At 32.9% G+C, this 20331-nt stretch carries 12 protein-coding genes, 2 tRNA genes, 2 rRNA genes, 1 pseudogene and 1 riboswitch; of the genes and pseudogenes, 13 read left to right on the forward strand and 4 right to left on the reverse strand.

Translation table 11 applies throughout. The annotated features are described in order from the left end of the window. The first annotated feature begins 2 nt into the window (after positions 1-2). Positions 3-614 carry a recombination mediator RecR gene (gene recR, locus ABXT52_RS00565; RefSeq protein ID WP_168606750.1) on the forward strand — a complete coding sequence of 204 codons (612 nt, stop codon included), beginning with the start codon at positions 3-5 and terminating at the stop codon, positions 612-614. On the opposite strand, the gene ABXT52_RS00570 is transcribed toward recR, so the two are convergent. Next, complete coding sequence (locus ABXT52_RS00570) at positions 601-2778, reverse strand: malate synthase G (RefSeq protein ID WP_415271974.1); 2178 nt, start codon at positions 2776-2778, stop codon at positions 601-603. The two genes, recR and ABXT52_RS00570, sit on opposite strands and share 14 nt — an antisense overlap. Before the next feature lie 73 nt (positions 2779-2851). Then, positions 2852-2939: riboswitch (glycine riboswitch) on the reverse strand. 89 nt (positions 2940-3028) lie between these two features. Between ABXT52_RS00570 and ABXT52_RS00575 the strand changes: the two genes are divergently transcribed. Continuing rightward, a complete protein-coding gene (locus ABXT52_RS00575) occupies positions 3029-4135 on the forward strand; it encodes an acetyl-CoA carboxylase carboxyltransferase subunit alpha (RefSeq protein ID WP_415271975.1) in 1107 nt (368 codons plus the stop codon). Here the strand turns inward: ABXT52_RS00575 and secA are convergent. Then, positions 4130-6695, reverse strand: a pseudogene (secA, locus tag ABXT52_RS00580) (preprotein translocase subunit SecA). The gene ABXT52_RS00575 and the pseudogene secA sit on opposite strands and share 6 nt — an antisense overlap. 65 nt (positions 6696-6760) lie before the next feature. Here secA and argJ point away from each other — a divergent pair. Together argJ and ABXT52_RS00590 are read left to right on the forward strand one after the other, a co-directional pair. Continuing rightward, a complete protein-coding gene (gene argJ / locus ABXT52_RS00585) occupies positions 6761-8062 on the forward strand; it encodes a bifunctional glutamate N-acetyltransferase/amino-acid acetyltransferase ArgJ (RefSeq protein WP_415271976.1) in 1302 nt (433 codons plus the stop codon). A 112-nt stretch (positions 8063-8174) separates the two neighbouring features. Continuing rightward, positions 8175-8531, forward strand: coding sequence for a DUF1178 family protein (locus ABXT52_RS00590; protein ID WP_415271977.1), 357 nt, complete (start codon positions 8175-8177; stop codon positions 8529-8531). Here ABXT52_RS00590 and ubiG read toward each other — a convergent pair. Next, positions 8528-9250 carry a bifunctional 2-polyprenyl-6-hydroxyphenol methylase/3-demethylubiquinol 3-O-methyltransferase UbiG gene (gene ubiG, locus ABXT52_RS00595; protein WP_415271978.1) on the reverse strand — a complete coding sequence of 241 codons (723 nt, stop codon included), beginning with the start codon at positions 9248-9250 and terminating at the stop codon, positions 8528-8530. The genes ABXT52_RS00590 and ubiG overlap by 4 nt on opposite strands. Before the next feature lie 65 nt (positions 9251-9315). Here ubiG and ABXT52_RS00600 point away from each other — a divergent pair, with 65 nt between their 5' ends. Genes ABXT52_RS00600 through ABXT52_RS00620 form a run of 5 tightly spaced genes read left to right on the forward strand, consistent with a single transcriptional unit; the run spans position 9316 to position 14034 of the window. Then, positions 9316-10527, forward strand: coding sequence for an aspartate kinase (locus ABXT52_RS00600; RefSeq protein ID WP_415271979.1), 1212 nt, complete (start codon positions 9316-9318; stop codon positions 10525-10527). Between the two features lie 3 nt (positions 10528-10530). Further along, positions 10531-11631: a flavodoxin-dependent (E)-4-hydroxy-3-methylbut-2-enyl-diphosphate synthase gene (gene ispG, locus ABXT52_RS00605; protein ID WP_415271980.1), complete on the forward strand. Its 1101-nt coding sequence runs from the start codon at positions 10531-10533 to the stop codon at positions 11629-11631. Between the two features lie 5 nt (positions 11632-11636). Continuing rightward, a complete protein-coding gene (gene prfA, locus ABXT52_RS00610; RefSeq protein ID WP_415271981.1) occupies positions 11637-12710 on the forward strand; it encodes a peptide chain release factor 1 in 1074 nt (357 codons plus the stop codon). Positions 12711-12712: 2 nt separating this feature from the next. Then, positions 12713-13555 (forward strand): peptide chain release factor N(5)-glutamine methyltransferase, encoded by an 843-nt coding sequence (gene prmC, locus ABXT52_RS00615; protein ID WP_415271982.1) that lies wholly within the window; start codon positions 12713-12715, stop codon positions 13553-13555. A gap of 14 nt (positions 13556-13569) precedes the next feature. Next, positions 13570-14034 (forward strand): DUF4167 domain-containing protein, encoded by a 465-nt coding sequence (locus ABXT52_RS00620; RefSeq protein ID WP_415271983.1) that lies wholly within the window; start codon positions 13570-13572, stop codon positions 14032-14034. On the opposite strand, the gene ABXT52_RS00625 is transcribed toward ABXT52_RS00620, so the two are convergent. Continuing rightward, positions 14026-15330 (reverse strand): M23 family metallopeptidase, encoded by a 1305-nt coding sequence (locus tag ABXT52_RS00625; RefSeq protein ID WP_415271984.1) that lies wholly within the window; start codon positions 15328-15330, stop codon positions 14026-14028. The two genes, ABXT52_RS00620 and ABXT52_RS00625, sit on opposite strands and share 9 nt — an antisense overlap. Positions 15331-15660: 330 nt before the next feature. Between ABXT52_RS00625 and ABXT52_RS00630 the strand changes: the two genes are divergently transcribed. From ABXT52_RS00630 to ABXT52_RS00645, 4 genes are all read left to right on the forward strand, one after another. Then, positions 15661-17135, forward strand: a 16S ribosomal RNA gene (locus ABXT52_RS00630). A gap of 98 nt (positions 17136-17233) precedes the next feature. Further along, positions 17234-17310 (forward strand) — tRNA-Ile (locus ABXT52_RS00635). Between the two features lie 11 nt (positions 17311-17321). Further along, positions 17322-17397, forward strand: a tRNA-Ala gene (locus ABXT52_RS00640). A gap of 149 nt (positions 17398-17546) precedes the next feature. After that, positions 17547-20300, forward strand: a 23S ribosomal RNA gene (locus ABXT52_RS00645). Together the 16S and 23S rRNA genes with 2 tRNA genes alongside form the textbook arrangement of a ribosomal RNA operon. Positions 20301-20331 lie beyond the last annotated feature (31 nt).

Raw genomic sequence — 20331 nt, forward strand, 5'->3', positions numbered from 1 at the left:
ACATGCAAAATATTAATGAGATAGAAGAGTTAATTAAATTAATTTCTAAACTCCCTGGCTTAGGTCCTAAATCTGCAAAAAGAATTGTACTAAAACTTATTAATAATAGAGATGAACTTGTAAAACCAATGGCAAACACTTTGGCGCAGGTTTATAAAAATGTTATTAGATGTCAATCTTGTGGTACTTTAAAATCTAATTCATTAGGCTGTAACAATTGTGAAAATTCAAAGGAAAAATATAATAAAATATGTGTAGTTGAAGACATTGCTGATCAATGGTCAATTGAAAATTCAAATATTTATAAAGGTTATTTTCATATTCTTGGTGGAACAATTTCTTCTGCTGGTCAGCGAAAAGAAGATCTTTTGATTAATTCATTAGTAGAAAGAGTTTCAAGAGAAAATATTGAAGAAGTTATACTAGCAACAAGCGCAACAGTTGAAGGTCAGACTACAGCTTATTACATAGAGGACAGTTTAAAAAAAACTTCTACTAAAGTTACAAAACTTGCTCAAGGACTACCTGTTGGTGGCGAAATAGAAAGTCTTGATGATGGAACTTTATATTCAGCTTTTAAAAATAGAACTGGAATAAAAACTAGTTCTGACTAGATTTTTTTAGCAATCTATTTAGGTGTAATAATGGTTCTGTATAACCAGAAGGTTGTTCTTTTCCTTTAAAGATCAAATCACAGGCTGTTTTAAAAGCAATAGAACCATCAAAGTTATTAAACATTTTTTCATATTTAGAATCAGCTTTATTTTGATCATCAACAATTTTTGACATTTTTTTCATTATTTCCATTACTTGCGATTTTGTGCAAATATCATGATGAATCCAGTTAGCAATATGTTGTGATGAAATTCTTAAAGTTGCTCTATCTTCCATTAATCCTATATTGTTAATATCAGGAACTTTTGAACAGCCAACTCCCTGATCTATCCATCTTACAACGTACCCTAAAAGAGTTTGTGCAGAATTTGAAATTTCAGAATTAATTTCCTCCATTGACCAGTTTGGCCTATCCGCCACTGGAATTGTTAACAAGTCATCCAGTTTTGCTGACTCTCTTTTTTGAATTTCTTTTTGTTTATCAAAAATATTTATTTCATGATAATGCAAAGCATGTAAAGCTGCTGCTGTAGGTGAGGGAACCCAAGCACAATTTGCGCCAGCTTTTAAATGGCCAGTTTTTTGATTCATCATTTCTGTCATTTTATCAGGCATAGCCCACATTCCTTTACCAATTTGAGCCTTGCCTGAAAAGCCACATTGTAGACCAATATCAACATTATTATTTTCATAAGCACCAATCCATTTAGAAGATTTCATATCTCCTTTTTTAATCATGGGACCAGCCTCCATCGAAGTGTGCATTTCATCCCCAGTTCTATCTAAGAATCCTGTATTGATAAAAAATACTCTATTTTCTAGCGTTCTAATGCACTCTTTTAAGTTTGAAGAGGTTCTTCTTTCTTCATCCATAATTCCAATTTTGCATGTATATTTTTTCAATCCCAAAACTTCTTCAACTTTAGTAAAAATTAAATCTGTAAATGAAGTTTCATCAGGACCATGCATTTTTGGTTTAACAATATAAATAGAACCACTTCTAGAATTACTCTTTTTTTTAATGTCATGAAGGGAAGCCGCTGAAGTTATAAAAGCATCCATAATACCTTCTGGTATTTCAGAACCATCTTTTAAAAGAATTGCAGAATTGGTCATAAGATGTCCAACATTTCTTATTAACAATAAACTTCTTCCATGTAATTTTAATTCTTTTCCATCTTTAGAAATATAACTTCTATCAGGATTTAATCTACGCTCATAAGTCTTTCCATTTTTTTCAAAAGTTGATTTTAAATCACCTTTCATAAGTCCAAGCCAATTACGATAGCAAACAACTTTATCATCTGCATCAACTGCAGCAACACTGTCCTCATTATCACAAATAGTTGAAACTGCTGCTTCAACGATAATATCACTAATTTTAGCAGGATCCTGTGTTGCACTAAATGCCTTTGGATCTATAATTATTTCTATATGAAGATTATTATTTTTTAGAATTATCGCAGAAGGATTATTAGCTTCACCTCTGTGGCCTACAAATTTACTTTTATCTTTTAATTTTGTCTCCTGGCTGTCTTTACAAACGATAAGTGAACCATTTTCTATTTTAAATCCAGTTATATTTGCCCATCCGATAATTATATTTTCTAGTGGAAAATATCTTTCTAAAAAATTTCTTCCATATTTTATAACCATTTCTCCTCTTAGGGGGTCATATCTTTGTGATGCGCTATCCTCAGATTCCTCTATTACATCAGTACCATATAAACTATCATACAAACTCATCCATCTTGCATTGGCAGCATTAAGTGCATACCTATCATTCATGATTGGAACTACTAATTGGGGTCCAGCAATATTAGTTATTTCTTCATCAACATTATTTGTTTTGATCTTAAAATCAGGACCTACTTCTTTCAAATAATCAATTTTTTTTAAAAATTTTTTATATTCTTTTAGATTGATTTCATTACCCTTATTTGCAATATGCCAATCATCTATTTTTTTTTGTAAATCTTCTCTTACTTTTAATAAGTTTTTATTTCTTGGAGCTAACTCATGTACTACTCTGTCAAAACCCTCCCAGAATTTTTCTGAAGAAATATTTGTATCTTTGAGCAGTTCTTCATTAATAAAGTTAAGCAATTTATTAGAAACTGATAGATTGTATATTTTTGTATATTGTTCTTTCATAGCACCCATTTTACCCCATCTGTATTTTTGCCTGAGAGTTTTTGCTCCATCGGCGAGATAAATCTCTTTCCAGAGTGTTATGTTTTTTTTATCGGTCCTTTTGCCTGAGAGTTTCCGGGGTGGTTGCTCCTTCGGCGCTATTATTTAATAGTCTCTCCCGATATTTGTTAAGATTATCTCTTAATAAAATTATGTCAAATTTAAATTATTTAAACATTTTATTGCCTTTTTTCCTAATTAATTAATAATTAAACATCATATGAAAAATTATTTAAATTTTGAAACAGATATTAAAAATTTAGAGATAGAAATAGACAAACTTAAAGATCCTTATAATCAAGATGGTCTTTCAGAGGTAGATACAAAAAAAATTTCTGATACCCAAAAAGAAATAGATAATAAACTGCAAGAAATTTATTCTAATTTAGACCCATGGCAAACTACCCTAGTTGCAAGACATGAAGATAGACCTAAAGCAAAATTTTTCATAGATAATTTATTTGAGGATTTTATTCCGTTGTCAGGAGACAGATTTTATGGAGAAGATAAATCTGTATTAGCAGGGTTTGCAAAATTTAATGAAAAATCAGTCTTAGTTATAGGCCAAGAAAAAGGGGATAGTCTTGAAAATAGAATAGAAAGAAATTTTGGAATGATGAGACCTGAGGGTTATAGAAAAACAATTAGATTAATGAATCTTGCAAATAAATTTAATATTCCAATAATTTCATTTATAGATACTCCTGGTGCATACCCAGGTGTAGGAGCTGAAGAAAGAGGACAGGCAGAGGCAATTGCAAAATCAATAGAATGTTGCATGTCACTAAACGTTCCAACACTTGCAATTGTAATTGGTGAAGGTGGCTCAGGTGGTGCAATAGCGCTAGCTTCAGCTAATAAAGTTATTATGTTAGAAAATGCGATTTATTCAGTAATCTCTCCAGAGGGGTGTGCTACCATTTTGTGGAGAGACCCTAAAAGAACCTTAGAAGCAGCAAAAGCAATGAAATTATCATCTAAAGATCTTTTGGAGTTGAGAGTAATTGATGAAATTATTCCAGAGCCAGTTGGTGGCGCTCATAGAGATAGAGATTTAATTTTAGACAATGTTAGAAGATCAATTGAAAATAACTTAAATGAATTTGAAAACATGAATGGAGAAGAGGTATTTAATCACAGAAAAAATAAATTTTTAACCATTGGAAGAACCAAAGGATTTGTTAGCCAACCAGACAACCTAAATACATTAATCATGAAGAATAATAAAATTAATATATTTATTGAAAAATTCTTTAAATCTAAAATTAATTTGGTAGCATCAGTTGCTGCATTAGCTCTCTTATCTTATTTGATTTTTTTCTTATAGAGCACCACAGCAATTTTTAAATTTTTTACCTGTAGCTTCACATTTTTCATTTCTAGAAATTTTTTTATCCCTTTTTTGGATTAATAAGCATTTAGGATCACTAGATGTTTCTATCTTAATTATTTTAGAAATATCTTTTTTTGGTTCTTGAGCGATTTTTAAATTTATTAAAATTGTAACAAAATCAATTTTTAATTTGTTTAATAAATTTTCAAAAAGATAAAACGCTTCTTTCTTATATTCAACTAATGGATCTCTTTGACCATAAGATCTTAGTCCAATTACTTGCCTTAGTTGTTCAAGATATTGAATATGGGACTTCCAATTTAAATCAATACACTGTAGTAAAATTGTTTTCTCAATTTCTTTAGCTTTTTCTTCATTCAACATGTTAATTCTTTCACCCCTTGCTTCTATAAATTTAGAATTAACTTTCTTTTTAAAATCTTGATCATTTAAATCTATTAGACCTTTAAACTCATCATCATTGAAGCTTTTTCCAACCAAAATTTTTAATTGATTATTAAATTCATTATTTTTAGTTTTTGATACCTTTTGAGATTTTAAATTAATTAAATGACCTATGATTTCTGACAAAAATTCATCCGAATAATCAAAAACTTTTTCGGCATTCATTACATTATTTCTTTGAGAAAAAATTACATGTCTTTGGTCATTTAAAACATCATCAAATTTTAGTAAATTTTTTCTAATATCAAAATTCCTTGCTTCGACCTTTTGTTGTGCTCTCTCAAGTGCTTTGTTTATCCAGGGGTGGTCAATACTCTCACCATTTTTTAATCCAAGTTTTTTAAGAATATTATTCATAGACTCCGAACCAAAAATCCTCATTAAATCATCCTCTAAACTAACATAAAAAACTGAACTTCCCTCATCACCTTGTCGCCCAGCTCTTCCTCTAGCTTGATTATCCACCCTTCTAGATTCCATTCTTTCAGTACCAATTACAAATAGGCCACCTAGTGATTTTATTTTATTTTTATTTTCTAGTAACACTTCATCTGACTGACTTCCTCTTTTACCACCAAGTTGAATATCAACACCACGACCTGAAATGCTTGTAGTAATTATGACAGAATTCGCTTTTCCTGCATTTGCTATGATTTCCGCTTCATTTTCGTGGTTTTTAGCATTTAGTACAACATGATTTATTTTTTTTTCATTTAATAGTTTAGAATATATTTCAGACTTATTAATACTTGAGGTAAAAACTAAAGCTGGTTGACCTTGTTTGTGACACTCAAGAATCTTATCTGTAATCGCTTTATTTTTTTCTAATTCAGTTCTAAAGATTTGATCATTCAAATCCTTTCTAATCATTGTTTTATTAGTAGGGATAACAACTACTATTAAATTGTATATTTCATAAAATTCTTGGGATTCTGTTGCAGCTGTTCCTGTACAACCCGAGATTTTGTCATAAAGCTTAAAATAATTTTGATAAGTTATTGATGCTAGGGTTTGGTTTTCACCTTGCACATCTATTCTTTCTTTCGCCTCAAGAGCTTGATGTAGCCCATCACCATATCGCCTACCCTCTAATATTCTTCCTGTTAATTCATCAATAATTTTTAAAAAGCCATCTTTAATAATATAGTCCTTACCCTTTTCAAACAAATGATTAGCCCTTAAAGACTGATTAACATAATGAACAAGACTTAAATTTTCAGGGTCATAAAAATTATTATTTTTTAGTATACCAGCACTAGAAAATATTTTCTCTACATTGTTTATTCCTTCATTTGTAAGTAATATATTTTTATCCTTTTCATCTATTTCATAATGTTCTGGTTTCAACTTTCTAATTAATTTATCAATAGCAAGATATTGTTCAGCTTTATCTTCTGCAGCACCTGAAATTATAAGTGGTGTTCTAGCTTCATCAATTAAGCAAGAGTCTATTTCATCAACAATTGTATATGTGTGACCTCTTTGAACCATCTGATCTTTAGATAATTTCATGTTGTCTCTTAAGTAATCAAAGCCTAACTCACTGTTAGTTGCATAAGTAATGTCAAAATTATAATTTTTCTTTCTATCATTGTCATCTTGGTCATTATTAATGTAGCCAGATGTTAATCCTAGAAATTGGTATATTACCCCCATTTCTTGTGAATCTCTTTTCGCCAAATAATCATTAACAGTAACAATATGAACGCCTTTTTCGCGTAAAGCATTTAGATAAGCAGCCAAACTTATAGTTAGTGTTTTTCCTTCACCAGTTCTCATTTCTGCTATTTTTCCCTCATGAAGTACAACACCTCCTATAATCTGGACATCATAATGTCTTTCATTTCTAGTTCGTTTAGATGCCTCACGCACAAGTGCAAAAGCCTCGGGTAGCAAAGTGTCTATATTTGCCCCATCCCTAAGTTTTTTTTTTAAGTTCTGCTGTTTTTTTAGGAAAGTCTTCATCAATTATATCCCTGATTGTACACTCAAAGGAATTAACTTTTTCAACAATTTTGGCAATTCTATCAAGCTCCTTTTGATTACTTGATTTAATGAACTTTGAGATAAAATTTAAAGGATTAAGCATCTAATTTTTTGATATATAATAAATTATAGCTTTTAATATAAGTATTAAATAAATATTTTAAATAGATGCCAATAAACTTAAATAATTTTATAAATTCCTATGGTTTAAACTCAAAAATGCAAGACTTTCAAGATCTAGATCATATAGATGGGGTTTCGGTTTCAACTATTTGTGCAAACTTGTATAACAAACCAAGGGATGATCTAGTCATGTTTTATTTTAGAGATGGAGCAAACTATGCGTCTGTTTACACTCAATCAAAGATAATCTCAGAGAATATAAAGTGGAATTTAAGTATAAAAAGTAAAAAAATAAAATCTCTTATAGTAAATACTAGAAATGCAAATGCATTCACTGGATCAGAAGGCTATGAAGCTCTAAAAGATATAGCAGGAGAGCTATCAATCCAATTATCAAAAAAACAAAATGAAGATGAAGATTATCCAAAAAAAATATTAAACAATGAAATACTTTTTGGTTGCACTGGTACAATAGGTGAAAAATATCCCAGAGAAAAAATTAAAAAAAATATCCCAGAATTAATAAAAAAAATTAAATACACACAAAATAAGCTAATTTGGTTGAAGGCAGCTTTAGGAATAATGACAACAGATTTAAAACCAAAACTTGCAATGGAAGAATGCAAAATTGGCAATGAAAAAATTAAAATCTATGGAATTGCAAAGGGTTCAGGGATGATTTTTCCTAATATGGCAACAACATTAGGCTACATATTTACAGACGCAGATCTTTCAAATGATATTTTAAAAAAATTACTCAAGAAGAATATTGATACAACTTTTAATGCAATTACTTGTGATGGCGATACAAGCACCAATGATATGGTCTCAATTTTTTCAACAGGTAAAGTTAAAAATTCTATAATCAAAAATATTAATGACAAAAAAATAAAATCATTCGACCAAGCCTTGCATTCAGTGCTACTTAATCTATCTAAAAGAATTGTTGCAGATGGTGAGGGTGCTAATAAATTTATAACTATAAAGGTTATTAAATCAAAAAATGACAAAGATGCAAAAAAAATAGCCTTTTCTATTGCGAATTCAAATCTTGTTAAAACTGCTATTGCTGGTGAGGATCCAAATTGGGGAAGGGTAATAATGGCTATTGGAAAATCTGGCATAAATATAAATTTAGATAAATTATCAATTAATTTTGGTAATATAAAAATTATAGAAAAAGGTAAAATTTTTAAAGACTACAATGAGAGTGAAGTTGCAAATTATATGAAAGACAAAGCAATAGACATCACAATAAATTTAAACGCAGGTGTAAAAAATTTTACAGCTTACACAATGGATTTAACTAAAAATTATATAGAAATCAATGCAGACTACAGAAGCTAGGCCAATGCTGAGTAAAAAAGCAATTATTAAATATATTTCATGATCAAATATAAACTTATTTGTAAAGATTGTGAGGTAGCTTTTGATAGCTGGTTTTCAACCTCAAAAGAGTATGAAAAGCTTAAAAAAAAAAAAATTTCTTAATTGTCATATATGCAACTCCTTAAATGTTGAAAAGACTTTAATGTCCCCTAATGTTCTTAAATTAAAAAATAATGTCAAGGTAGATGTCACGAGTCATAAATATAAAGAGATAAAAAAAACAATATCTAAATATCAAAAATTTATTAAAAAAAATTTTGAGTATGTTGGGGAGAATTTTGCTTATGAAGCAAGATCTATACATTACAAAAATAAAAAACTTTCTAAAGGAATTTATGGAACTGCAACAAAGAAAGATATTAAAGAGCTAAAAGAAGAGGGAATTGAAGCTGAAATGCTTCCCTGGATAAAAGATAACACTAATTAAATTTTTATAAATTTTGCTACGTAGTTAACAGACGTATCACTACTCACTTTCCAGCTGTTATCTAATATATTAAATTTCATACCATCTAATTTTTTTAGTGATAAATTATTTTTTTTAGAAATATTTATTAAATCTTCAGGTTTTACAAACATTTCCCAATCATGGGTTCCTATAGGAAGCCATTTCAAAACATATTCAGCACCCACAATTGCAAATATATAAGATTTTAATGTTTTGTTAAGAGTTGCAATAAACATTATTCCATTTTTCTTCAATAATTTTGAACTTTCTTTAATGAAAAAGTCTATATCATTTACATGTTCAACTATTTCCATGTTTAAAATTACATCAAATTTTGTTTTATTTTTCATCATCTCTGGAGATGCAACTTTATAATCAATTTTAAGTTTATTTTTTTTTGCATGAAATTTTGCAACTTCAATATTTTTCTTTGACGCATCAATACCAACAACATTTGCTCCCAGTCTGGACATTGGCTCAGATAATAATCCACCACCACAACCAATATCCAGTAATCTAATATTTTTTAAGGGTTTATCAGACGATCTAATCTTAAGATCTTTGATAATATTTTCTTTTATATATCTAATTCTTATTGGATTAAAATTATGTAATGGTTTGAATTTACCATTAGGATCCCACCATTCTTCAGCAATTTTGGAAAATTTCTCAATTTCTTTTTTATTTATTGAATTCATAATAGATAACTTGTGGACATAACAATTAAGATGTATTTTATCAATTATAAATTACAAAATTATCAATGAAAACTGTTGTATTAAAGTTCGGTGGAACTTCTGTTGGAAGCATAGATAGAATAAAGAACGTCGCAAGAATTATTTCTTCTTATAAAAGGAAGAAAATGGGAGTTATCGTGGTTTCATCTGCGATGAGTGGCACAACTAATGAATTAATAAAAAAAACAAAAGAATTAAGTAATAGCTTTGATGCAGCAGAATATGACGTTTTATTAGCAACAGGAGAGCAAGCAACTTGTGCATTAATTGCTGGTAGATTAAAACATCTTGGTTTTAAAGCTAGATCATGGATGTCGTGGCAGCTACCAATTATTACAGAAGGACCTTATAGTTCTTCAAGAATTAGTAAAATCAATAAAGGAAAAATACTTAGTTTCATGAAATCGGGCGGAATACCTATCATAACTGGTTTTCAAGGAATTAACTTAGAAAATAGGATTACAACACTGGGAAGAGGAGGAACTGATGCGTCAGCAATAATGCTGGCAAAATATTTTAATACTGATGCGTGTGATATCTATACTGATGTAGATGGCGTTTATACTACAGATCCAAGAAATCATTCAAAAGCTAAAAAAATTCATAAAATTTCCTACGACGAAATGTTAGAGATGGCATCATTAGGTGCAAAAGTTATGCAGCCCACTTCTGTACAAGATGCAAAACTAAATAACATTAATTTTTCAGTTAAATCTTCATTTCAAAAAAAGAAGGGCACATTAATAACTGCTGTAAAAAAAACCTTTAGTAATCAAATAATAACTGGAATTACTTCTACAAAAAATAATTCTAAAGTTACAATTGTGGGTGTTAAGGATAGACCAGGAGTAGCAGCCGCTGTTTTTAAACCATTATCACTTAATCAAATTAATGTTGATATGGTAGTTCAAAATATTTCTTTAAATGGAAAAGAAACAGATTTAACTTTTACAATCAAATCTGAGGATGTAAAAAAAACAGAAAAAATAATTAAACAAAATAAAAAAATTTCATTTAGAAAATTTACATATGATAATAATGTTTCGAAAGTATCTATTATTGGTGTTGGTATGATTACAACACCAGGAATTACCTATAGAATGTTCCAAGCATTGGCTTCAAAAAAGATTAACATAATGGTTATTTCAACTTCTGAAATTAAAATTTCAGTTTTAATTTCAAATAAACAGATAAAAAAAGCAGTAGCAGTGCTTCATAGAGAATTTAAGTTAGATTAACTTATGAGCTTAAGACCATTTAGAGATATTCATAGAAAAAAAACAAAAGTTATAAACGTTGGTAATGTAAAAATAGGTGGAGATAATCCTATTTCTGTTCAATCAATGACCAACACTTTAACGACTGATATTCAGGCCACAATAAAACAAATTAATGATATTCATGAAGAGGGTGCTGATCTGGTTAGGGTTTCGTGCCCAGATGAAGAGTCTTCATTAGCTCTTAAGGAGATTACAAAACATGTATCTGTCCCAATAATTGCTGATATTCATTTTCATTATAAAAGAGCAATAGAAGCGGCTGAAAATGGAGCAAAATGTTTAAGAATTAATCCAGGCAACATAGGGGATAAATTAAAAATACATGATGTACTTAGTGCTGCTAAAAATAATGATTGCTCCATTAGAATAGGTGTTAACGCTGGTTCTCTTGAAAAAGATATTTTAGAAAAATATAAGGAACCGTGTCCAGAAGCTTTAGTTGAAAGCGCACAGAGGAATATTAAGATTTTAGAAGATCAAGATTTTTTTAATTTTAAGATAAGTGTAAAATCTTCAGATATTTTTTTATCTATTGCTGCGTATCGTCAACTATCAAAAGTTACAGATTATCCATTACATCTAGGGATCACAGAAGCTGGAGGTTTTGTATCAGGCAGTGTTAAGTCATCAATAGGTCTTGGGTCACTTTTAATGGATGGGATAGGAGATACTATAAGAATTTCTTTGTCTGATGATCCCGTTAAAGAAATTAAAATTGGTAATGAAATATTAAAGTCACTTAATTTAAGAAATAGAGGTGTAAAAATTATATCTTGTCCATCATGTGCAAGACAAGCATTTCAAGTAATAGATACAGTAAAAATATTAGAAGATAAACTTTCTCATATTAAAGCTCCTTTAACATTATCAATTATTGGCTGTGTAGTTAATGGACCAGGAGAAGCAGCAATGACAGATATAGGAATAACTGGAGGTGGTAAAGGCAACAATATGCTTTATTTATCTGGCATTCAAAGTGAAAAAGTTTTATCAGAAGATATAATATCAAGGGTTGTAAGTGAAGTTGAAAAAAAAGCTGCTGAACTTGATAAAAAATTATAAATACAATGATACCTCTAAAAACTATTGAAGATTTAATATCTAAGCACTCTATTTTGGAGAAAGAATTATCATTAGGTGAAGTAGATAAAAAACTTTTTGCTGAAAAATCAAAAGAATACTCAGATTTAAATGATGTAATTGATGATGCTAGAAAATATTTCTCTTATGAGGGGGAAAAAAAAGATCTAGAGAAAATACTAAATGACTCTAGTAGTGATAATGAGTTTAAAGAAATGGCTGAGATAGAATTAAAAGATTTAAAATTAGAAAACGAATCCATAGAAAAAAAATTAAAACTATTTTTATTACCAAAAGATGAAGCAGATAAAAAAAATGCAATTATAGAAATTAGAGCAGGTACGGGAGGGTTAGAAGCGAGTTTGTTTGCCGCAGATCTTTTTAAGATGTATGAAAAAGTTAGTCATCAAAAAAAATGGGAATTAGAATTAATAAGCATGTCCCAGAGTGAGGCTGGAGGACTTAAAGAAGTTATTGCATCAATTAGAGGAAAAAATATTTATTCAACATTGAAGTATGAAAGTGGAGTTCATCGTGTTCAAAGAGTTCCAGATACAGAAACTCAGGGAAGAGTTCACACTTCTGCTGCAACAGTGGCCGTACTACCGGAAGCAGAAGAGGTTGATATAAAGATAAATGATTCAGACTTAAGAATTGATGTGTTTAGAGCTGGTGGCCCTGGTGGACAATCTGTTAATACAACAGATAGTGCTGTAAGAATTACTCATATTCCGACAGGGCTATCTGTATCTCAACAAGATCAAAAATCGCAACATAAAAATAAAGCAAAAGGGATGTTGATTTTAAGATCAAGACTTTATGAATTAGAAAGATCAAGAATAGAAGGTGAAAGATCAGAAGATAGAAAAAGTAAAATAGGAACTGGAGACCGCTCTGAAAGAATTAGAACATATAATTTTCCACAAGGAAGAGTAACAGACCATCGTATTAATCTAACTCTGCACAAGCTTGAAGCTTTTTTAGAAGGTGAAGCCTTTGATGAAATGGTAGAAAACTTAACGTTGCAGGCACAAGAAGAAAAATTGAGCAATCTTAATTAAAAATGAATATAGAAAATATTCTGAATGAAGGAATAGATATCTTACAAAAAAATAAGATAACTAATCCTCAACTTGATAGTGAGATATTATTATCTAACTCTATTAAAAAAGATAAAAAACATATTATTTTAAATCCTAAAGAAATTTTGGACTCAGAGCAATTAGAAAAATTTAAAAGTTTAATTGAAAGAAGAAAAAAAGGTGAACCAATTGCTTACTTAATAAACAAAAAAGAGTTTTGGAAAAATGAATTTTTTGTTAATAAAGATGTGTTAATTCCAAGGCCTGATAGTGAATTAATAATAGAGCAAGTTTTAAAAATTTATTCAAAAAATGTACAATTACAAGTTCTCGATATTGGAACTGGATCTGGATGCATTCTTTTATCCATACTAAAAGAGAGATCTAATTTTTATGGAACTGGAATAGACATTTCTAAAAAAAGTATAAATGTAAGCAAATTTAACGCAAAACAACTAAACTTAACAAATCGAGTAAAATTTTTTCACTCAAGTGTTGACAATTTTAGTAATGGCAAATATGATTTACTTGTTTCAAATCCTCCATATATTAAACAGTTAAGTTTTAAATATCTGGAAAAAGATGTAGTTAATTTTGAGCCAAAGTTAGCTTTAAGTGGTGGGTTTGATGGTTTTTCAAAAATCAGAAAAGTAATTAATAAAGCAAGAATTCTGATTAAGAAAAATGGTAAATTTATTTTAGAGATAGGTTTTAATCAAAAAAATAAAGTAATTAAGATATTAAAAGAAGAAGGTTTTTACGTTAACAAAGCCATAAAAGATTATGGCAATAATGATCGCTGTATAATCAGCACTAAAATTTAAATTGAAAAAAAGTTATGGTAACATTTAGAAATAATAATAATAGAAGACCTCCATTTAGAAATAATAATAATAGAAGACCCCCATTTAGAAACAACAATGAAGGATCAAAATTTTCTAATAATGATAATTTTCAAAGAAAAGTTCCAGGTAGAAATAATCATAATGCTATTAAATTAATTGAAAAATACAACGATTTAGCAAGAGAAGCCTTAGCCAATGAAGATAAAATTTTATCTGAAAATTATTTTCAACATGCAGATCACTTTACAAGAGTTCAAAATGAGCAAGAAAGTATTAGAATAGCAAGAATTAATTCAACCCCAGCAGAGGTAGCAAAACCTATTACAACAGATGAGCAAGTTGAAAAGTCAGTTAAAACTGAAGCTGAGAAGACAGTTAATAAAATAACATCTAAGAATGAAACTAAAAGAGCTGTAAAAATAATTACAGAAAAAAAAAACAGCAACAATTTAGTTTGAGCCAATAATTAGTTCTGATCTTAAAACATTTAATTTGATTTTTACAACTTCAAATATCTTTCTATCATTATCTTTAAGAATTTTTCCAGAAGGCAACTTTAATGTTTGAGAGTTAATTTTTTTTCCATTCACAATCACTTCATAATGTAAATGGGGCCCAGTAGATTTTCCAGTTGAACCAACATAACCAATTACTTGGCCTTGTTTAACTCTTACACCCTCTTTAATACCTTTTGCAAAATTTTTCATATGAGCATAAATCGTTTCATACGTTGAGTTATGTTTTATTTTAATACAATTTCCACCACCTCCACACCACCTGGCTCTAGTAATTAAACCACTACCTGATGCCATAATGGGTGTACCTGATGGTGCAGCAAAATCAGTGCCTCTATGCATTTTATTATAACCATCAATTGGATGTTTTCTCATTCCAAATGCAGAAGAAAGTCTTGCACCATTAATGGGTGTTTTCATTAAAGCCTTTTCAACACTTTTTCCATTTTGATCAAAGTGTCCCTCACTTCCTTTTTTGTTAAAATAATATAAAGAATTATTTGTCCCACTAAGTTTTAGATCTGCAAAAAGAATATTTCCTGTTTCAAATACCTTGCCATTATCATCTTGAAAAACTTCATACATAATTTGAAAATTATCATTTTTTCTAATGTCTCTTTGAAAATCAACTTGAAATCCATAAATTCTTGCAAATTCAATAATTATATTTGGTTTAATATTTAGATCAACTGCTGTTTTGTATAAGCTTTGTATAATTTTTCCCTCCTTAAAAACAATTTTTTTATTTAGATTTGTTATAATTGTTTTTTTTTCAAATATATTTGTATCTAGATTTCTAGTTAATTGAATTTTTTCAGTTCTTGATACAGGAAATAAAAAAGAGGTAATTTTTTTATTATTTAATTGGTCAATAGTAAACTTTATATCAAGATTAGTTTTAAGATTATTTAATTTACCATCTAAATTTAAATTCTTTTTAATTTCTAAAATATCTTCAATCGGAATAGAATAATTATTTAATATTTTATCAAATGTTTCACCATTAGAAATTTTATGGTCTACACTTTTATATCTAGGTATTAAATTATCAAAAATTTGACTAAAACTTTTTTGAAAATAAATATTATTTATAACTTCTAAATAATTTTTATTTATTAATATTTTTTTATTGTTATAAATTGTAGTGCTAACAATAGCGATGACTAACAACAAAAAAACTGAGGCAATCTCAATGTTTTTTTTTATTATTTTTATTATTTTATTTGAACTAAATATCATCTTGGATTTTGAATTATTAATTCAGTAATGATTAAAAATCAAAAAAAACCTTGTGTTTATTGGTATATTTGAGCATTTATTTAAATGCTAAATGCTTGATTTACTTTTATTTTAGCTTATAAGCACCACACTTTCTCAGTAAAATTATTGTTTAAACAATAGATTAGTGAGGATTATTGGGCGTTTTAAACCCAATTAGCTATTTAAAAAGTAAAAATTTAAGAAGAGAAGTGTGGACGGTTAAGGTTACCAAAATTTGTCGTACACACTTCAAAATCGTATGGATTGTATTCTTACAATTTATATATGAAGCTAGTGTGCGCCGTTTTTTAACTTGAGAGTTTGATCATGGCTCAGAACGTACGCTGGCGGCACGCCTAACACATGCAAGTCGAACGAAGTAGCAATACTTAGTGGCAGACGGGTGAGTAACATGTGGGTATCTACCCTTTGGCCTGGAATAACACGAGGAAACTTGTGCTAATACCGGATAAGTCTTTACGGAGAAAGCTTTATGCACCATTGGATGAGCCCGCACTTGATTAGTTTGTTGGTAGGGTAATGGCCTACCAAGACTATGATCAATAGCTGATTTGAGAGGATGATCAGCCACATTGGGACTGAGACACGGCCCAAACTCCTACGGGAGGCAGCAGTGGGGAATCTTGCACAATGGAGGAAACTCTGATGCAGCGATGCCGCGTGAGTGAAGAAGGCCCTTGGGTTGTAAAGCTCTTTCGTCGGGGAAGAAAATGACTGTACCCGAATAAGAAGGTCCGGCTAACTTCGTGCCAGCAGCCGCGGTAATACGAAGGGACCTAGCGTAGTTCGGAATTACTGGGCTTAAAGAGTTCGTAGGTGGTTGAAAAAGTTAGTGGTGAAATCCCAGAGCTTAACTCTGGAACTGCCATTAAAACTTTTCAGCTAGAGTATGATAGAGGAAAGCAGAATTTCTAGTGTAGAGGTGAAATTCGTAGATATTAGAAAGAATACCAATTGCGAAGGCAGCTTTCTGGATCATTACTGACACTGAGGAACGAAAGCATGGGTAGCGAAGAGGATTAGATACCCTCGTAGTCCATGCCGTAAACGATGTGTGTTAGACGTTGGAAATTTATTTTCAGTGTCGCAGGGAAACCGATAAACACACCGCCTGGGGAGTACGACCGCAAGGTTAAAACTCAAATGAATTGACGGGGACCCGCACAAGTAGTGGAGCATGTGGTTTAATTCGAAGATACGCGCAGAACCTTACCAACACTTGACATGTTCGTCGCGACTCTAAGAGATTAGAGTTTTCGGTTCGGCCGGACGAAACACAGGTGCTGCATGGCTGTCGTCAGCTCGTGTCGTGAGATGTTGGGTTAAGTCCCGCAACGAGCGCAACCCTCACTTTTAGTTGCCATCATTAAGTTGGGCACTCTGAAAGAACTGCCAGTGATAAGCTGGAGGAAGGTGGGGATGACGTCAAGTCCTCATGGCCCTTACGTGTTGGGCTACACACGTGCTACAATGGCATCTACAACAGGAAGCAAAACGGCAACGTTAAGCAAATCCCGAAAAGATGCCTCAGTTCGGATTGCACTCTGCAACTCGAGTGCATGAAGCTGGAATTACTAGTAATCGTGGATCAGCGTGCCACGGTGAATGCGTTCCCGGGTCTTGTACACACCGCCCGTCACACCATGGGAGTTGGTTCTACCTTAAGGCAAGGTTTTAAACCCTTGACCACGGTATAGTCAGCGACTGGGGTGAAGTCGTAACAAGGTAGCCGTAGGGGAACCTGCGGCTGGATTACCTCCTTTCTAAGGATGAGTGAAAGTAAAATTTCACTCTAAATAATATACATCGGTAATGTTGACCGTCCTCATTTCTCTTCTTAAAGTAATGTTTCCTTCTTGTAGGGCCGGTAGCTCAGTTGGTTAGAGCACACCCTTGATAAGGGTGGGGTCGAAAGTTCGAGTCTTTCTCGGCCCACCAAAAACCTAAATGGGGGATTAGCTCATCTGGGAGAGCGCCTGATTTGCATTCAGGAGGTAGCAGGTTCGATCCCTGTATCCTCCACCAGGAAACATTTAGTTATTAAAACTGTAAATAAAAATAATTTATATCAATATCTATATCCGAACATTAAAAGTTATTATTTAATGTTCAAAATAAAAATTTGATCACAACATAGATAAATTTTCTGTAAAAAGAATTTTTTTCTGTGCATAAATCAAGCGTTTAAGGGCGTGTAGTGGATGCCTTGGCACTGAAAGCCGATGAAGGACGTGATATACTGCGATAAGTTTCGGGGAGCTGTATGTAAGCTTTGATCCGAAAATTTCCGAATGGGGAAACCCACCACTTTATGTGGTACTTTAAACTGAATACATAGGTTTAAAGAGACAACCTGGAGAACTGAAACATCTAAGTAACCAGAGGAAAAGAAATCAATTGAGATTCCGTTAGTAGTGGCGAGCGAACGCGGAGTAGGCCAGTAGTTTTGTTAGAAAAATTTGAATAGTTTGGAAATGCTAACCATAGAGGGTGATAGTCCCGTATGAGTAATGTCTAACAAAATTCTTGAGTAAAGCGGGACACGAGAAATCCTGCTCGAATATAGGGGGACCACCCTCTAAGCCTAAATACTCTTCAGTGACCGATAGTGAACTAGTACCGTGAGGGAAAGGTGAAAAGAACCCCTATTAGGGGAGTGAAATAGAACCTGAAACTGCATGCCTACAATCAGTCCGAGCCCTTTTTAGGGTGAGGGCGTACCTTTTGTATAATGGGTCAGTGACTTAATTTATTAAGCAAGCTTAAGCCATCTAGGTGTAGGCGCAGCGAAAGCAAGTCTTAATAGGGCGATTAGTTTAATGAATTAGACCCGAAAACGAATGAGCTTACCATGAGCAGGTTGAAAGTTGGGTAACACCAACCGGAGGACCGAACCAGTTGACGTTGAAAAGTCTTTGGATGACTTGTGGTAAGGGGTGAAAGGCCAACCAAATTCGTAGATAGCTGGTTTTCCGCGAAAACTATTTAGGTAGTGCGTCGAATAAATAGATGTTTAGAGGTAGAGCACTAAATGGGCTAGGGGGAAGAGATTCTTACCAAACCTAATAAAACTCCGAATGCTAGACATTGTTCTTCGGCAGACAGACTGTGGGTGCTAAGGTCCATGGTCGAGAGGGAAAGAGCCCAGACCACCAGATAAGGTCCCAAAATCATGATTAAGTGTGAAAGGATGTGGAAATTCCTTAACAGCCGGGAGGTTGGCTTAGAAGCAGCCATCCTTTAAAGATAGCGTAACAGCTCACCGGTCTAATAGAGTTTCTGCGCCGAAGATGTAACGGGGCTAAAATCATGTACCGAATCTGTGGCTTTACAAAGTTTTCGAACTTTGTAAGGGGTAGCGGAACGTTCTGTAAGCCTGCGAAGGGATACCCGTGAGGGATCCTGGAGGTATCAGAAGTGCGAATGCTGACATAAGTAACGATAAACGAAGTGAAAAACTTCGTCGCCGAAAATCTAAGGGTTTCTATGCAAGGTTAATCCGCGTAGAGTTAGTCGGCACCTAAGGCGAGGGCGAAAGCCGTAGTCGATGGAAACAAGGTTAATATTCCTTGACCTGATGGTAGTGACGGATTTCGTAAGTTGTGAGTTCTTAATGGATTGAACTTGCCGCGAAGAGGTCCCAAGAAATAGCTCCATCATGAAGACCGTACCCGAAACCGACACAGGTAGATTAATAGAGTATATTTAGGCGCTTGAGAGAATGATGTTGAAGGAACTCGGCAAAATGCTTCCGTAACTTCGGGATAAGGAAGACCCTTTTGTAGGCAACTATAGAAGGGTGGCACAAGCCAGGGAGAAGCGACTGTTTATCAAAAACACAGGGCTCTGCTAACACGTAAGTGGATGTATAGGGTCTGACGCCTGCCCGGTGCTGGAAGGTTAATGCGGTTGGTGCAAGCTAACTTCTGAAGCCCCAGTAAACGGCGGCCGTAACTATAACGGTCCTAAGGTAGCGAAATTCCTTGTCGGGTAAGTTCCGACCTGCATGAATGGCGTAACGATTTCTCCGCTGTCTCCAACATCAACTCAGTGAAATTGAATTCTCCGTGAAGATGCGGAGTTCGCGTAGTTAGACGGAAAGACCCCGTGCACCTTTACTGCAACTTTACATTGGTGTTAGGAAAAACATATTTAGCATAGGAGGGAGACTTTGAAGCGAAAGCGTCAGCTTTTGTGGAGTCACCAGTGAAATACCTCTTTTGTTTTTCTTGACATCTAACCGCTAGCCGTCATCCGGCAGCGAGACATTGTATGGTGGGTAGTTTGACTGGGGCGGTCGCCTCCCAAATAGTAACGGAGGCGTGCGAAGGTAGGCTCAGAACGGTCAGAAATCGTTCGTAGAGTGCAATGGCATAAGCCTGCCTGACTGTGAGACTGACAAGTCGAGCAGAGACGAAAGTCGGTCATAGTGATCCGGTGCTTCTGAGTGGAAGGGGCATCGCTCAACGGATAAAAGGTACGCCGGGGATAACAGGCTGATACTGCCCAAGAGCTCATATCGACGGCAGTGTTTGGCACCTCGATGTCGGCTCATCACATCCTGGGGCTGGAGCAGGTCCCAAGGGTTTGGCTGTTCGCCAATTAAAGTGGTACGTGAGCTGGGTTCAGAACGTCGTGAGACAGTTCGGTCCCTATCTGCTATGCGTGTAGAAGAATTGAGAGGAGTTGACCCTAGTACGAGAGGACCGGGTTGAACATACCACTGGTGGACCTGTTGTGGCGCCAGCCGCAGTGCAGGGTAGCTAAGTATGGAAGAGATAACTGCTGAAAGCATCTAAGCGGGAAACTCACCTCAAAACTAGTTCTTCCTATAGAGCCGTGGTAGACCACCACGTTGATAGGCTGGATGTGGAAGCGCAGTAATGCGTGTAGCTGACCAGTACTAATAGCTCAATTGGCTTGATTTATGCACTGAAAAAATTTTTTGGATACTTGATT

The sequence above is a fragment of the Candidatus Pelagibacter sp. Uisw_121 genome (assembly GCF_047722545.1).
In the GTDB taxonomy this organism is placed as follows: Bacteria; Pseudomonadota; Alphaproteobacteria; order Pelagibacterales; family Pelagibacteraceae; genus Pelagibacter.

What these genes read in the sequence shown, in the direction of transcription:
- ispG (WP_415271980.1), top strand. Translation starts at nt 10,531, where the DNA reads ATGAGCTTAAGACCATTTAGAGATATTCATAGAAAAAAAACAAAAGTT.
- ABXT52_RS00620 (WP_415271983.1), top strand. Translation starts at nt 13,570, where the DNA reads ATGGTAACATTTAGAAATAATAATAATAGAAGACCTCCATTTAGAAAT.
- ubiG (WP_415271978.1), bottom strand. Translation starts at nt 9,250, where the DNA reads ATGAATTCAATAAATAAAAAAGAAATTGAGAAATTTTCCAAAATTGCT.
- ABXT52_RS00600 (WP_415271979.1), top strand. Translation starts at nt 9,316, where the DNA reads ATGAAAACTGTTGTATTAAAGTTCGGTGGAACTTCTGTTGGAAGCATA.
- ABXT52_RS00570 (WP_415271974.1), bottom strand. Translation starts at nt 2,778, where the DNA reads ATGGGTGCTATGAAAGAACAATATACAAAAATATACAATCTATCAGTT.
- argJ (WP_415271976.1), top strand. Translation starts at nt 6,761, where the DNA reads ATGCCAATAAACTTAAATAATTTTATAAATTCCTATGGTTTAAACTCA.
- recR (WP_168606750.1), top strand. Translation starts at nt 3, where the DNA reads ATGCAAAATATTAATGAGATAGAAGAGTTAATTAAATTAATTTCTAAA.
- prfA (WP_415271981.1), top strand. Translation starts at nt 11,637, where the DNA reads ATGATACCTCTAAAAACTATTGAAGATTTAATATCTAAGCACTCTATT.
- prmC (WP_415271982.1), top strand. Translation starts at nt 12,713, where the DNA reads ATGAATATAGAAAATATTCTGAATGAAGGAATAGATATCTTACAAAAA.
- ABXT52_RS00625 (WP_415271984.1), bottom strand. Translation starts at nt 15,330, where the DNA reads ATGATATTTAGTTCAAATAAAATAATAAAAATAATAAAAAAAAACATT.
- ABXT52_RS00575 (WP_415271975.1), top strand. Translation starts at nt 3,029, where the DNA reads ATGAAAAATTATTTAAATTTTGAAACAGATATTAAAAATTTAGAGATA.
- ABXT52_RS00590 (WP_415271977.1), top strand. Translation starts at nt 8,175, where the DNA reads ATGAAAAGCTTAAAAAAAAAAAAATTTCTTAATTGTCATATATGCAAC.